This is a genomic window from Nocardiopsis chromatogenes YIM 90109, assembly GCF_000341185.1.
In the GTDB taxonomy this organism is placed as follows: Bacteria; Actinomycetota; Actinomycetes; order Streptosporangiales; family Streptosporangiaceae; genus Nocardiopsis_A; species Nocardiopsis_A chromatogenes.
In genome coordinates this window covers 12,420-27,024 of sequence record NZ_ANBH01000166.1, presented here as the reverse complement: position 1 = coordinate 27,024, position 14,605 = coordinate 12,420, and the positions used below count along the sequence as shown (strand labels likewise).

At 74.7% G+C, this 14,605-nt stretch carries 8 protein-coding genes and 2 pseudogenes; 3 read left to right on the top strand and 7 right to left on the bottom strand.

The window, feature by feature from the left end:
- Positions 1 to 278 precede the first annotated feature (278 nt).
- From holA to D476_RS0117530, 6 genes and pseudogenes are all read right to left on the bottom strand, one after another.
- Positions 279 to 1,253, bottom strand: coding sequence for a DNA polymerase III subunit delta (gene holA / locus D476_RS0117555; protein WP_017625242.1), 975 nt, complete (start codon positions 1,251 to 1,253; stop codon positions 279 to 281).
- Between the two features lie 427 nt (positions 1,254 to 1,680).
- Positions 1,681 to 3,015, bottom strand: a pseudogene (locus tag D476_RS39120) (ComEC/Rec2 family competence protein); the annotation flags it as partial.
- Between the two features lie 1,054 nt (positions 3,016 to 4,069).
- Positions 4,070 to 5,236 (bottom strand): helix-hairpin-helix domain-containing protein, encoded by a 1,167-nt coding sequence (locus D476_RS0117545; protein WP_017625240.1) that lies wholly within the window; start codon positions 5,234 to 5,236, stop codon positions 4,070 to 4,072.
- Positions 5,237 to 5,415: 179 nt separating this feature from the next.
- Positions 5,416 to 6,423 carry a phosphotransferase gene (locus D476_RS0117540; protein WP_239648741.1) on the bottom strand — a complete coding sequence of 336 codons (1,008 nt, stop codon included), beginning with the start codon at positions 6,421 to 6,423 and terminating at the stop codon, positions 5,416 to 5,418.
- A gap of 174 nt (positions 6,424 to 6,597) precedes the next feature.
- Complete coding sequence (rpsT, locus tag D476_RS0117535) at positions 6,598 to 6,864, bottom strand: 30S ribosomal protein S20 (protein WP_017625238.1); 267 nt, start codon at positions 6,862 to 6,864, stop codon at positions 6,598 to 6,600.
- A 247-nt stretch (positions 6,865 to 7,111) separates the two neighbouring features.
- Entirely contained in the window at positions 7,112 to 8,137 is a 1,026-nt protein-coding gene (locus tag D476_RS0117530; protein ID WP_017625237.1) for a hypothetical protein, read from the bottom strand.
- Positions 8,138 to 8,353: 216 nt separating this feature from the next.
- Between D476_RS0117530 and lepA the strand changes: the two genes are divergently transcribed.
- The gene (gene lepA / locus D476_RS0117525; RefSeq protein ID WP_017625236.1) at positions 8,354 to 10,195 is read left to right on the top strand and encodes a translation elongation factor 4; all 1,842 of its coding nucleotides are present in this window, start codon (positions 8,354 to 8,356) and stop codon (positions 10,193 to 10,195) included.
- A 38-nt stretch (positions 10,196 to 10,233) separates the two neighbouring features.
- On the opposite strand, the pseudogene D476_RS36450 reads toward lepA, so the two are convergent.
- Positions 10,234 to 11,277, bottom strand: a pseudogene (locus D476_RS36450) (LacI family DNA-binding transcriptional regulator); the annotation flags it as partial.
- 111 nt (positions 11,278 to 11,388) lie between these two features.
- On the opposite strand from D476_RS36450, the gene D476_RS0117515 reads away from it, so the two are divergent.
- Both D476_RS0117515 and D476_RS0117510 read left to right on the top strand, forming a co-directional pair.
- Complete coding sequence (locus D476_RS0117515) at positions 11,389 to 13,053, top strand: glycoside hydrolase family 13 protein (protein ID WP_051061777.1); 1,665 nt, start codon at positions 11,389 to 11,391, stop codon at positions 13,051 to 13,053.
- Between the two features lie 306 nt (positions 13,054 to 13,359).
- Positions 13,360 to 14,601 (top strand): sugar ABC transporter substrate-binding protein, encoded by a 1,242-nt coding sequence (locus D476_RS0117510; protein ID WP_017625231.1) that lies wholly within the window; start codon positions 13,360 to 13,362, stop codon positions 14,599 to 14,601.
- Positions 14,602 to 14,605 lie beyond the last annotated feature (4 nt).

The window sequence follows — 14,605 nt, the reverse complement described above, 5'->3', positions numbered from 1 at the left end:
GCGGATCCCTCTGCGGTCCTGGCCGCCCTGGACGGTCGGTCTTCGGCCGCCCGCCGACGGGGCCGCGTCCTCGACCGGCGCGGCCTGCTCCCGTGCCCGTACTCTCCTTTTCCCCGGCTCTCCTTCGCCCTGCCCGGGGCCATCCGCCTCCGTGCGCGGGTGACGGAGCCGCCTACGTCACCGTCGTCGCCGACGGCGGGATCGGCCACCGGGGCCCTTCTGCCGCTGATCCGCAGGCCGGTGGGGCGCCTGCTGGGCGCCGGGCGGTGGCGGGCCCCTCAGCCCCTTCCCGCGTTGCGGGCGGTGGCGATCTCGATGACCGCGCGCTCCAGGGCGTAGGCGGGGTCGCGCCCGGCGCCCTTGATGAGGGCGTCGGTCTCGGCCACCACGCGCATGGCCCGGGCCACGCCCTGCGGGGTCCAGCCGCGCGCCTGCTGGCGCAGCGTCTTCAGCTTCCACGGCGGCACCTTGGCCCGCTTGGCGATCTCGGCCTCGGGGACCCCTCGCGGCGGCTGGGCGGCCACGGCGATGCCCCGGACCGCGCCCGCCAGGGCGCTGTTGATCAGCACCGGGGCGGTTCCCACCGACAGCGACCAGCGGAGCTGCTCCAGCGCCTCAGGCAGGCGGCCCTCCACGGTCCGGTCGGCGACGGTGAAGCCCGTGGCCTCCGCCTTGCCCGTGTGGTAGCGGGCGACGGCGGCCGCGTCCACCCGCCCCTCGGTGTCGGCGATGAGCTGGGTGCAGGCGGCGGCGATCTCCCGGAGGTCGTTGCCGACGGCGTCGAGCAGCGACTGGGCGGCGTCCGCGGTGATCTGGCGGCCGCCCCGGGAGAACTCCTCCTTGATGAACTTCAGGCGCTCGGCGGGCTTGGTGGGCTTGGCGCAGTCCACCCGCGCGGCCCCCGCCTTCTTCGCCGCGTCCAGCAGCGCCTTGCCCTTGGCCCCGCCCGCGTGCACGAGCACCAGCGCCACGTCGTCGGCCGGGTCCTTGAGGTAGGAGGTGACCTCCGCGGCCAGGTCCTTGGTGAGGTCCTGGGAGGAGCGCAGCACCACCACGCGGCGCTCACCGAACAGCGACGGTGAGGCGGCCTCGGCCAGTCTGCCCGCGGTGACCTGCGACGGCACCAGGTCGTGCACGTCCACCTCGGGGTCGCCGTCCCGGACGGAGGCGACGAGCGCGGCGACGGCGCGGTCGACCAGCAGCTCCTCGTCGCCGACGACGAGGGTGACGGGGGAGACCGGGGTGGAAGCCATACGAGCAGCATGCCACGCGCCGGTGACCGGACGGGGCGGATCCGGGTGCCGCCCCGCTCACTCCGCCTCCTCCACCGTCCCTCTCCCCCCTTCCCCGGGGCGCGGCCTCGGGGCCGCCGGGACCGGGGACGACGGCGACGTCGCCGTGCAGGTCGGTCCGGTAGTGCTCCCCGGCGAACCCTTCGATCACGGCCAGCGTCTCCGGGGACGGGTGGCCGTAGGAGTTGTCGCGTCCCACCGAGGTGAGGACCAGGCGGGCGCCTGTGGCGGTCAGGAACGCCTCCTCCTGGGTCTTCGCCCCGTGGTGGGGCGTCTTGAGCACGTCGACCCCCTGGACGCCTTCCCCGTGCATGAGCGCGCGCTGCACGGGCTCCTCGATGTCGCCGGTGAGGAGGGCCGTCATGGGAAGGGCATCGATACCGGGAGGCGGGGTCCACCGTGCGTGCAGGACCACGCTGCGGTCGTTCTCCGAGTCCTCGGCGCCTCCGTCCGGCCCTCGTTCGGGCCAGAGCACGGTCAGCGTCCATGGGCCCGCCGTCCACGTCTGGCCCGCTTCGGCGGCGTGCAGGGGGATGCCCTCCGCGCGCAGGTGCTCGGCGCCGGGGGAGCTCGCGAACCCGCCGGGCGCAAGGGCGGCGTGCGCGGTGCGGCCCCTGAGGGCGCCGACGGTGTCGCCCGCGTGATCGGAGTGGCCGTGGGTGAGCACGAGCAGCGACAGCCGGTCCACGCCCAGGTCGCGCAGGCAGCGGTCGACACCGGAGCCCTGCTCGCCGGTGTCGACCAGGACGGCCTGCCCGCCCCCGGTGGCCAGGGCCAGCGCATCGCCCTGGCCGACGTCGCAGGCGGCCAGGGCCCAGCCCCGCGGGGGCCAGTCCTTCAGGGCGCAGGTGGTCGCCGCGACCGAGACGGACGCCGCCGTCAGGCCCGCCAGGAAGGCCGTACGGGCGCGGCCGCGCAGCACCAGGACGGCGGCCACGAGCACGGCCAGGGCCAGTGCGCCCGCGGCGTCGCCCCGCCAGGGCGGCGCCGTCAGGGGCGGCGCGGCGTGGTGCAGGTCGGAGGCGGTCCGGGCGATCGCGGCGATGCCGAGAACGGCGGCCCCGGGGACCCAGGCGAGCACGGGGGCGGCCGCGGGCAGGGCCTGTGCGGCGACCGCGGTGGCGAAGCCGCCCGCCATGGCGATGGGGACCAGCGGTGTGGCGACGGTGTTCGCGGGCACCGCGACCCACCCGATCTCGGGGGTGAGCAGGACCAGTACGGGCAGGCAGGCGAGCTGGGAGGCGAGGGCGACGGCGGCCGCGTCGGCGGCCCAGCGCGGCGCGAGGGGGACGCGGGCGCGCAGGGCGCGGCTCCAGCCGGGGGCGAGCACCATGATGCCGCCGGTGGCCAGGACCGACAGGGCGAAGCCGTAGGCGCGGGCCAGGTCGGGATCGAACAGGACCAGCGCCAGCACCGCCGCCGACAGGGCGGCCAGCCCGCCGCGGGGGCGCCCGGCGGCGAGGGCGGCCAGCGCGATCAGGGCCATCAGGGCGGCGCGCAGCACACTGGGGCGGGGCCCGGCGACCAGGACCATGGCGGCGATGAGGCAGGCGGCGGCGGCAGCGGCGGCCCACGGCGGCAGTCGCGCCCACCGGGCCGCCGCGAGGGCGGCGCCGGTGAGGACGGCCAGGTGGGTCCCGGAGACCACCATCAGGTGGGTCATCCCGGAGGCGCGGAACTCCTCGCGGACGGAGGCGGGGACGCGTGCGGCGTCCCCGGCCACGAAGGCGGGCAGGAGGGCGTCGGCGGGGGAGGGCAGACCGGCGGAGGCGGCGTGCAGGCGGGCGCGGACCCGCCCGGCCCAGGCCTGGGCCCCCGGTGGCGGCCGGACCTCGTGCGGCGGCCCCCGGACCAGCAGCAGCGCCCGGGCGCGGCCGCCGCCGTCGGCGGGGACGAGCGTGCCGGTCAGGCGGAGGCGCTGTCCGGGGAGGAGGCCGCCCCAGCCGGGACCGGAGGCGACCACGACGACCGGGACGCGGGTGGGGAGGCGGCTGTCGCCGCCGGGGCGGGCCGGGACGGTCACGGCGGCCGTCGTGGCGGCCACGGTGTGCCGCTCTCCGGCCGAGCGCGACTCGGTCCCGGTGTGGGCCCCGGCTTTGGGGCGCGGGGGTTCGGACAGCACGACCTCCAGATCGGCGGCGGCCTCCCGCGCCGCGAGGGCGGTGACGGGCGAGGCTTCGAGGAAGGCGAGCCGCCCGGAGCAGGCGACGGCCGCCGCGGCACAGCACGCGAGCAGGGCCGCGAGCGCGGGCTTCCAGGGGGCGGGCCGTCGGTAGGCCTGGAGGACCGCGCCGACGGTGAGCGGGAGAAGGAGCGACGCGACCCAGGCGGCGACGACTGCGGCCCCGCCGATGAGGAGTGCGGCCGTCACCCAGGCCCCGACCGCGGGCCCGACGAGCCGCAGGTCGAAGGCGCGGACACCCCCGCCGTACTCGTCTTCGGAATCGGGCACGTCCGTCCCGAAGAGCAAAGACGACCGCACGGTGCACCTCCGGATTCAGGAGCCCGTCCCCGGCGGAGTGGAGTGGACGAGCGGCCGGGGACGGCGGAGTGAGGACATGGGGGAGGGGGCGAGCCGTCCGAGGGGTGGGGGGCGGCGCAGTAGGTGCCCCGCTTGCGGGCCTCGGCCGGGTGGCGGGTCGGCGGGGTGTGGGGTGGTGGGCGGCGATGACGAAGGGCGCCGGCCCGTTCTGTAGCGCTGTCGGCCACCGGGCGTGTGCGTGGTCGGTGTGCTTGGCGGCGACGGCTAGAGCCGGGCGGTTTCCTGCGCGCCGGGGTCATGGTGCGGGGCCTGCCACGTGGACCAGGTCTTTCAGTTCCGCATAGCGCTTCTCTCCGATCCCCGATACGTCCTGCAGCTGCTCCACCGCCTTGAAGCCCCCGTGTTCGGTCCGGAAGGCGATGATCCGTTCCGCCAGTACCGGCCCCACCCCCGGCAGTGTCTGCAACTGCTCCTGAGTCGCCGTGTTCAGGTCGATGAGCGCCCCCTTCCCGCCGTCCGGCGGGGCCGCTCCGGGGGCGGAGGGCGGCGGCTGCTCGTACTCCTCGCCGACCAGGATCTGTTCGCCGTCGGCCAGCGGGCGCGCCAGGTTCAGGGTTCCGGTGTCGGCGCCGTCCGCCACCCCGCCCGCCTCCTCGATCGCGTCGGCCACGCGGGACCCGGCGGGCAGGGTCACCAGCCCCGGCTCCTTCACCTCCCCGCCCACATGCACGGTCACCTCCCCCGGCGGGGCCTGCGGCGGCGCGCCCGCAGGGCCCGGCGGAGCGGGATCGGGGGACGGCATCGCCGCCGAGGACGGCTGGGACGGGGCCGACGCCGAATCCGCCTGCAGGCGGGGCGCCGGGTCGTTCGCGGGCGGCCCTCCGAGCGTGAACCACGCCGTCGCCGCCACCGCCGCCACGCAGACGAGCAGCAGCCCGCCGAGCCCGGCCCGTCCCACCCGGGCGCGTCCGTCCGGCGCGCTCAACTGGAGCCGTTCGGCCACCAGCTCCGACAGCGACGGCCGGAGCGACGCCGCCGTCGCCTCGGTGTATCCGCGCGGCAGGGGCTCCTCCTCGCCCACCGGCCGCACCGGGCGCGGGGGCGGGCGGCGCCGGGGCCGGCCGGAAGGGGAGGCGGCGCCGATGTCGAGGGCGTACGGCGGTGCCGGGAGGTCCGCCTCCGGGGCATCGGGGTCGTCGGGCGCGAACTCGGAGGCGGCAGGGGGAGCGCCGGGCGGCCCCTCCTCCTGCGGGCCGGGGGAGCGGCCGTGTTCGACCGGACCGCCCGGCCGCTCCGTCGCCGCAGGTGGGGCGGTCGGGGCGGCGTCACCGGGCTCGGACCCCGCGCGGTCCGTGTGCCCGGATCCGGAGCGGACGGGCCCGGCGCCCGTGGCCGAACGGAGGCGGTCGGCCGTCGTGCTGTGCGCTTCGGTGTGGCGGCCTCTGCCGCGGAACGGGGACATGAGGCCAGCCTGGTGCGCGCCGACGCCGATCGGCGGACCGATCGGTGCGCTGTGGAGAACTCGGACGGGCCCCGCTGCCGATCGCGCCCATGTGCCCTCCGGCTCCGGCACGGTCCCCACCGTCCCGTCCGGCCCCGAGCCCCGGGTCCGCGGGGTCGGGCGGAGCGCGGGGCGCCCGCTCAGCCGTCGCGGAACGGGACGCCGAGCTCGCCGGTGGCCAGCGTCCTCAGCCACGCCGCCATGCTCGCGTCGCGTGCCCGCTCGACCTGGGGGCGCAGCTCGGGGAACACCCGCCCCCAGGCCATCGCCCGCGAAACCGGGCCCAGCCGGAGCGCCGCCTGGGCCTCCTCGCGCAGCTCGGCCATCGACCCCCGGTCGCTCCACGGCTCCAGGTAGGCGTCGCGCAGCCGCTCCAGCTCCGCCGGGGTGGCACCGTACTCGGCGGCGGCGAAGCGCAGCGGCACCAGCAGGCTGGTGAACGGGTGCCCGACCGACGCGTCCCCCCAGTCCATGAACCGGTACCCGCCCTCCAGCAGGAACACGTTGCCCATGTTCAGGTCGGAGTGGTCCAGCGTCATCGGCACCGGCGACGCCGCCAGCCGCGCCCGCATCCGCTCGAACTCCGGGCGGAACACCTCCACCCCCTCGCGCTCCCGCCCCAGGCGCGCGGACACGCCCCGGTCGGCCAGCATCTCCTCCAGCAGCGTCCCCAGCCGCCGCGGACGCAGGTCGGGCACGCCCAGGGCGAGCATGTCCCGCACCCGCGGCGCCAGTACCCGCTGCAGCTGGGCGTAGGCCCGCAGGACCGACTCCCACAGCCCCAGGTCGTGCGGGCGCCCCAGCAGGTCCACCAGCGGCGGCCCGCCGTCGGGCAGCAGCGCCCACCCGCGCTTGGCGTCAACGGCGACGGGGGTGAGCACCCGCCCCGGCGCCCACGCGTGCAGCGCCCCGGCCAGGGCCGCCTCGAAGTCGGCGCCCGGCGCCCCCGCCTTGAACCAGACCGTGCCCAGCGAGGTGGCGAACCGGGCCGTGGTCGACCAGGGCCGCACCCGCACCCGCGGGGGCACCGGAAGCAGGGCGCCGCCGCGCTCGGCGATCCGGCCCTCCACCCACGCGGTCACCTCGCCCCGCGGCCCCGGGTCCTCCCAGAGGGCCAGCCGGAGCGCTGCGTAGTCGACACCGTCCACGACGACCACGCTAGATCAGGAGCCGCCCCGCGTCCCGGGTCTGACGGGCACGGCGGGGCGCCGGGCCGGAGGGGGCGGGGACAGGCGCGGACACGACCGCGGACACGACGAAGCGGGCCGCCCCCGTGTCGGGGACGGCCCGCCTGCGCGCCCGGTGCGAGCCGGGCGCCCTGCCTACTTCTGGAGCTGCTCCAGGCGCTTGGCGATGGCGCTCTTGCGGTTCGCGGCCTGGTTCTTGTGGATGATGCCCTTGCTGCTCGCCTTGTCGAGCTGGCGGGCGGCGGCGCGCTGCAGGACGACGGCCTGCTCCACGTTCCCGGCCTCGGCGGCGTCGCGGAACCGGCGGATGGCCGTCTTCAGGGACGACTTGGCCGCGCGGTTGCGCAGACGAGCCTTCTCGTTCTGCCGGATGCGCTTCTTCTGCGACTTGATGTTCGCCATGCGAAAACGTGCTCCAGTGAAATTTCGGGTGGTGGATCCTGGCGCGCGGCCCTTACCGCGGGCAGCCGTTCCGCGGCGGGCCGGACGTGGACCGGCACCGGGTATACGAGACCGAAGGGCTCAATCGAACGTGGAACGTCCGAGACACGGACCTCCATTATGCATCCGCGGAGGGAGTGCTTCCGCCGCGCCGGGCGGGGGACACGTCACGCCGGAGCCGCGTCGGGCCGGAGCGGTGCCCGGCCCCTCAGCTGGAAGGCTCCACCCACTCGGAGACGTAGGCGTCCCACTCCTCGTCCGAGGCCGTTTCGAGCAGGTACAGCGCCACCCCGACGTCCCGGTCGCGCATCCGCGACGCGCCCGCCTTAGTCATGCCGATCCGCACGGCCTCCAACGCCGTGGCGGCGTCCTCGCTCCCGCTCTCAGGGCCCCACTCCTCGCCCTCGTAGGCCGGGATGCCGAAGCGCACCGCCGTGTCCTCGGTCCTCTCGTCGTCCAGGGCCTCCGCAGCCTCCTCGACCTGGCGCACCATGTAGCCGCCGTACATCGACCCGACGGGCATCCCCGAACCGTGCCCCGGGACGACCACGACGTCCGCGTGCTCGGCGACGCGCCGCAGGTACCCCTTGGACCAGTACCGCTCGCCCCTGTCGACGGCGAAGTAGGGCACCCGCAGCCCCGGCACCAGCTCCACCGGGAGCGCCTGGACCGACAGCACCGCCTCGTCCCCGATCTCCTCCCGGACCGACTCCAGCAGCGCCGGGTAGGAGGGATCGTTCACCGACACCGGCGCCACGTCCAGGTGCACGCCCGCGAACCCGGCCTCGGCCGCGCTCCCCGCGGCGGCCGACAGCTCGTCCCGCCCCTCCTCGTCGAAGCGGTCCTCGACCAGGGACGACCCGTCGGCCCGGTGGCGCAGCCACGCCAGCACCCGCACCTCGGGCAGCTCCTCGTCGGCCCACGCCAGGAAGTCCGCCGCCTCCTCGGACCCGCCGGCGCCCTCGACCGTGCCGTCCGCACCGATCGTCCCGGCGAGCACGTACAGCTCGCCGATGCCCGCCCGCTCCACGCGGGCCTTGAGCGCGTCGCGGTCGCCGGACCCGCGCTCCCCGGTCAGCCACTCCCCGGACAGCCAGGCGGCGTCCCCGCCCGCCCCCGCCGCCCAGTCCGCCTTGTCGCCGGAGAACCGCATGCCCAGCAGCGCCCCGGCCGCCACCACGACGACCAGTAGCGCGGCCACACCCGCCGCGACGCGCTTCAGCAGCCACTTCACCGAATGTCCCCCGTTCTCCCGCCGTCGCATAGCCTGTGACCCGTACGCCCGGGGACACGGCCCGCCCGTACCGCCCGGAGGCCCGCCGCGGCCCCGGCCGCCGGTGGACATGGGACCATGGAGGGCGGTACCCGCGCAGCACGGCCGCTCACGCGCCCGTGCGCGCACCCCCGCGAGCGACCACGCACGACCGACGACGAAGGCGAACGGAGCACGGTGGCACAGCCGAATCGGACCGATCCCGCGCTGATCCGCAACTTCTGCATCATCGCGCACATCGACCATGGCAAGTCGACGCTGGCCGACCGTATGCTCCAGCTCAGCGGCATCGTCGAGGACCGCCAGATGCGCGCCCAGTACCTCGACCGCATGGACATCGAGCGCGAGCGCGGCATCACCATCAAGTCGCAGGCCGTGCGCCTGCCCTTTACCGCGATCGACGACACCACCTACGTGCTGAACCTGATCGACACCCCCGGGCACGTCGACTTCAGCTACGAGGTCTCCCGTTCGCTGGCCGCCTGCGAGGGCGCGATCCTGCTGGTCGACGCCGCGCAGGGGATCGAGGCGCAGACCCTGGCCAACCTGTACATGGCCTTGGAGCACGACCTCGCGATCATCCCGGTGCTGAACAAGATCGACCTCCCGGCCGCCCAGCCGGAGAAGTACGCCGAGGAGCTGGCCGGGATCATCGGCTGCGAGCCCTCCGACGTGCTCAAGGTCAGCGCCAAGACCGGCGACGGTGTCGAGGAGCTGCTCAACGAGCTGGTGCGGCAGATCCCGTCCCCGGAGGGCCGGGCCGACGCCCCCGCGCGCGCGATGATCTTCGACTCGGTCTACGACACCTACCGCGGCGTGGTCACCTACGTGCGGGTCGTGGACGGGGAGCTGAGCACCCGCGAGCGCATCGAGATGATGTCCACCCGCGCCACCCACGAGATGCTGGAGGTCGGCGTCATCTCGCCCGAGCCCACCAAGGTCGCGAGCCTGGGCGTGGGCGAGGTCGGCTACATCATCACCGGCGTGAAGGACGTCCGCCAGTCCAAGGTCGGCGACACCATCACCTCGGCGGCCAACGGCGCCACCGAGATGCTCCCCGGCTACCAAGAGGCCAAGCCGATGGTGTTCTCGGGGCTCTACCCGATCGAGGGCACCGACTACCCGGTGCTCCGCGACGCCCTGGAGAAGCTCCAGCTCAACGACGCGGCGCTGGCGTTCGAGCCGGAGACCTCGGTCGCGCTGGGCTTCGGCTTCCGCTGCGGCTTCCTGGGGCTGCTGCACCTGGAGATCACCCGCGCGCGCCTGGAGCGCGAGTTCGACCTGGCGCTCATCTCGACCGCGCCCAACGTGGTCTACCGGGTGGTCATGGAGGACGGCACCGAGCACACGGTGACCAACCCCAGCGAGTTCCCCGAGGGCAAGATCGACTCGGTCCACGAGCCCATCGTCAAGGTCACGCTGCTCTCGCCGTCGGACTACGTGGGCGCCATCATGGAGCTGTGCCAGGGGCGGCGCGGCAACCTGCTCGGCATGGACTACCTGTCCGAGGACCGGGTGGAGATGCGCTACACCCTGCCGCTGGCCGAGATCGTCTTCGACTTCTTCGACCAGCTCAAGTCCCGCACGAAGGGGTACGCGTCCCTGGACTACGAGCCCTCCGGCGAGCAGGCCTCCGACCTGGTCAAGGTCGACATCCTGCTCCAGGGCGAGACGGTCGACGCCTTCTCGGCCATCGTGCACCGCGACCACGCCTACGCCTACGGCACCGAGATGACCAAGAAGCTGCGCGAGCTGATCCCGCGGCAGCAGTACGAGATTCCGGTGCAGGCGGCCATCGGCTCCCGGGTGATCGCCCGCGAGAACATCCGTGCGATCCGCAAGGATGTGCTCTCCAAGTGCTACGGCGGCGACATCAGCCGTAAGCGCAAGCTGCTGGAGAAGCAGAAGGAGGGCAAGAAGCGCATGAAGATGGTGGGCCGCGTCGAGGTCCCCCAGGAGGCGTTCATCTCCGCGCTGTCCACCGGCTCGGAGGCCAAGGACGACGCGAAGAAGAAGTAGTCGCCCCGCCCGCCGGTTCCCGCACCGGTCCGGCGNNNCGGGGCCCCGGCGGCGGCCGCCGCCGCGCGGGCGGGCCCCGTTCCCGGGGGCACCGCGGTCGGGGCGCGCACGACCAGCTCGGGGTCGAACAGGTACTCGTCGTGGGAGACGGGGTGCCCGTTGACGGCGTCGGTCAGGCTGCGCACCGACGCGTGCGCCATGGCCTTGACCGGCTGGCGGACCGTGGTCAGCGGCGGGTCGGTGAACGCGATGAGCTGGGAGTCGTCGAAGCCGACGGCGGAGAAGTCCCGCGGCACCGACAGCCCGCGCTGGCGGGCCGCGCGGATCGCCCCCAGGGCCATCAGGTCCGAGCCGCAGACCAGGGCGGTGGCCCCCTCGCGCAGCAGCCGCACGGCCGCCGCGTACCCGCCCTCGACGCCGTACTGGGCCAGCGTCACCAGGTGCTCGGGGTCGAGCCCGTGCCGCAGCATGGCCGCGCGGTAGCCCTCCCGGCGCCGCTGCACCGGGACGAAGCGCTCGGGGCCGCTGGCGAAGCCGATGCGGGTGTGGCCGAGGGTGGCCAGGTGGTCCACGGCCAGCCGGGCGGCCTCGTGCTCGTCGCAGGAGACGAAGGCCGCCGGAACGTCCTCGGCGTACCCGTTGACCAGCACGATCGGCAGGCCCTGGGTGGTCAGGCGGCGGTAGCGGTCGTGGTCGGCGGTGGTGTCGGCGTGCAGCCCGGACACGAAGATGATGCCGGAGACGTTGCGCTCCAGCAGCATCTCCACGTACTCGTCCTCGGTGTTTCCGCCGGGCGTCTGGGTGCCCAGCACGGGCGTGTACCCGTGCTGGCCGAGGACCTTCTCCACCTCTTGGGCGAACATCGGGAAGACCGGGTTGTCCAGCTCGGGCACGACCATGCCGACCAGCCCGGCCGACCGCCTGCGCAGCCGCGCGGGGCGCTCGTAGCCCAGCACGTCCAGCGCGGTCAGCACCGCCCGCCGGGTCTCGGCTCCCACCCCCGGCTTGTCGTTGAGCACGCGGGACACGGTCGCCTCACTGACGCCCGCGTGCCGGGCGATGTCGGTCAGTCGTGGAGCCATGGGCAGCACTCTAATGCAGAATTCTCGGCAGTCCTCCGCAAGATTTGGGTAATATTGCGCAAGCTCTTGCAGAGCTCAGGAACCCCCGGGTGATCGTGGAGGTACCCCCGCATGCCGCAGTCCCCTATGTCCCAGGCCCTCCGTGTGCCGGAGGAGGGCCCCGGCGCCCGCGCCGACTGGTGGCGCGACGCCGCCATCTACCAGATCTACGTCCGCAGCTTCGCCGACTCCGACGGCGACGGCGACGGCGACCTGCGCGGAGTCCGGCAGCGCCTGCCCGAGCTGGCGGCGCTGGGCGTGGACGCCGTGTGGCTGACCCCGTTCTACGTCTCCCCGCTGGCCGACGGGGGCTACGACGTGGCCGACTACCGCGACGTCGACCCGCGCTTCGGCACGCTGGAGGACTTCGACGCCATGCTCGGGGCCGCCCACGGCCTGGGGCTCCGCGTGATCATCGACGTCGTCCCCAACCACACCTCCTCGGAGCACCGCTGGTTCGCCGAGGCCGTGGCGGCCGGCCCGGGCTCGCCCGAGCGCGCGCGCTACATCTTCCGCCCCGGCAAGGGCGCCGACGGCGAACGGCCGCCGAACAACTGGCGGTCCATCTTCGGCGGCCCGGCCTGGACGCGCCTGAAGCGCCCCGACGGCACGCCCGACGAGTGGTACCTGCACCTCTTCGCCCCGGAACAGCCCGACCTGGACTGGACCAACCCCGAGGTGCGCGCCGAGTTCGAGGACGTACTCCGGTTCTGGCTGGACCGGGGCGTGGACGGGTTCCGCATCGACGTCGCGCACGGGATGGTCAAGGACCCCGCGCTGCCCGACATCGACGACGACGCCAAGCCCGACCTGCTGGACGGCTCCACCCGGCTGCCCTACTTCGATCAGGACGGGGTGCACGGGATCTACCGCGACTGGCGGCGGATCGTCGACGCCTACCCCGGCGAGCGCGCGCTCGTGGCCGAGGCGTGGGTGGAGGACTCCGAGCGGGTGGCGCGCTACGTGCGCCCCGACGAGCTGCACCAGGCCTTCAACTTCGAGTACCTGGGCGCGGGGTGGGACCCGCAGGAGGTGGCGCGGGTCGTCGACGCGACCCTGGAGGCCAACGGGAGGGTCGGGGCGCCCACCACGTGGGTGCTGTCCAACCATGACGTGACGCGCCACCGCACGCGCTTCGGCGGGCCCGAGGGCGGGCTCAAGCGCGCGCGGGCGGCCGCGATGCTCACCCTGGCCCTGCCCGGCTCGGCCTACCTGTACCAGGGGGAGGAGCTGGGGCTGCCCGAGGTGACGGACCTGCCCGAGGAGGCGCTGCAGGACCCGACCTGGGAGCGGTCCGGGCGCACCGAGCGCGGCCGCGACGGCTGCAGGGTGCCGCTGCCCTGGGAGGGGGACCGGGCCCCCTACGGCTTCGGTCCGGACGGCAGCGAGCCGTGGCTTCCGGTCCCGCCGGAGTGGGCGGGCCTGAGCCGGGAGGCGCAGCACGCGGACCCGGGGTCGGTGCTGGCGCTGTACACCGAGGCGCTGCGGCTGCGGCGCGGCGTGGTGGCCGAGTCCCCCGGTGAGTACGGGCTGGAGTGGGAGCCCGCGGCCCGGGGCGTGCTGCGGTTCCGCCGCGGGGAGCGCTTCGCCTGCGCGGTGAACATGTCGGGGGCCCCGGCCGAGCTGGACGGCATCGGCGAGGTGCTGCTGACCGGCGGCGACGTCGAGCACCGGGACGGGGCCGCGGTACTCCCGCCGGACACCGCGGTCTGGTTCGTGCCGCAGGCCGGGGCCTAGCGGGCGGGCCCCGCAGAGGGAAAGGGCCCGTGGAGGGGGGCGGCGGGTGCCGCCTCCCTCGTCGGCGTGCCCGAAGGTCCAGGGTGCGGCCCGGCCGTCGGTGGAACGGAGAACGCAAGACCACGGCAGGATTTCGGGGATGTTTCCGGATTGTGATGGAAAATACCTGCAATTTCTTGCAAGGCTTGCGGAAGGTAGGGAGCGTCACAGCGAAGCGGCCCCGCCCCCGCCGATCGGCGCCCCCGCCGTCCGCCACCCCCGACCGCCGCTGCCCCGCGGAAGCGGCCGAGACGAGGAGAACCCCCGATGAGACCGAGAACCGCCACACCGCGCGCTCTCGCCGGAGCCGCCGTCCTCGCCCTCGCGGCGACGGCCTGCTCCGGCTCCGGCGAGCCCGCCGACGACGCCGCAGGCAGCCTGGTCATCTGGGCCGACCCCGAGCGCACCGACGTCCTGGCCCCCTTCGCCGAGGAGTTCGGCGAGGCCAACGGGGTCCGGGTCGAGGTGCAGTCGCTGCCCGTCGACGACATCCAGGGCGACTTCGTCACCGCCCACGAGGCCGGATCCGGCCCCGACATCCTCGTCGGCGCCCACGACTGGATCGGCAACCTGGTGCAGAACGGCTCCATCGACCCCGTACAGCTCCCCGGGGACGTCCGGGAGCGGTTCGACGAGGGCGCCGTCGACGCGGTCACCTACCAGGGCCAGCTCTACGGCGTGCCCTACGCCATGGAGTCCCTCATGCTGGTCCGCAACACCGAGCTGGCCCCCGAGGCGCCCGCCACCGTCGAGGAGATGGTCGCGACCGGCACCGCCCTCAAGGAGGACGGCGAGGTCGACGAGATCCTCGGCCTCCAGGTCAGCCAGACCGGCGACCCCTTCCACCTGCAGCCCTTCTACAGCTCCGCGGGCGGCTCCCTGTTCGGCACCGACGACGAGGGCGACCCCGACCCCTCCGACCTGGGCGTGGGCACCGACGCCTCGGTCGAGGCCATGGAGAAGGTCGCCGAGCTGGGCGAGGACGGCGACGGCGCGCTCAAGCGGTCCATCGACGGCGACAACGTGGGCGCCCTCTTCGAGCGCGGCGAGACCCCCTACTTCGTCACCGGCCCCTGGTCCCTGGCCGGGATCAAGGACGCGGGCGTCGACTACGCGATCTCGCCGGTCCCCGGTTTCGAGGGCATGGACGAGGCGCGGCCCTTCCTGGGCGTGCAGAGCTTCTTCGTCGCCTCCGGCGGCGAGAACAAGGTGCTGGCCGAGGAGTTCATCGTCAACAACGTGGCCCAGCCCGAGCTGGCGACCGCGCTGTACGAGGCCGACCCGCGCCCGCCCGCGCTGCGGGAGGTCTTCGAGGCCGCCGAGGCCGACGACCCCGACCTGGCGGCGATGATGGAGGCCGCCGAGCAGGCCGAGCCCATGCCCGCCATCCCGGAGATGAGCGCGGTCTGGGACCCGTTCGGCAAGGCCCAGGCGGCCGTCATCGGCGGTGAGGACCCCGCCGACGCCGTGGCCTCCGCCGAGCAGGCCATCTCCGAGCAGATCGGCTGATCCG

Coding starts and splice junctions, on each gene's coding strand:
- holA (WP_017625242.1), bottom strand. CDS start 1,253: ATGGCTTCCACCCCGGTCTCCCCCGTCACCCTCGTCGTCGGCGACGAG.
- D476_RS0117545 (WP_017625240.1), bottom strand. CDS start 5,236: ATGTCCCCGTTCCGCGGCAGAGGCCGCCACACCGAAGCGCACAGCACG.
- rpsT (WP_017625238.1), bottom strand. CDS start 6,864: ATGGCGAACATCAAGTCGCAGAAGAAGCGCATCCGGCAGAACGAGAAG.
- D476_RS0117515 (WP_051061777.1), top strand. CDS start 11,389: ATGCCGCAGTCCCCTATGTCCCAGGCCCTCCGTGTGCCGGAGGAGGGC.
- D476_RS0117510 (WP_017625231.1), top strand. CDS start 13,360: ATGAGACCGAGAACCGCCACACCGCGCGCTCTCGCCGGAGCCGCCGTC.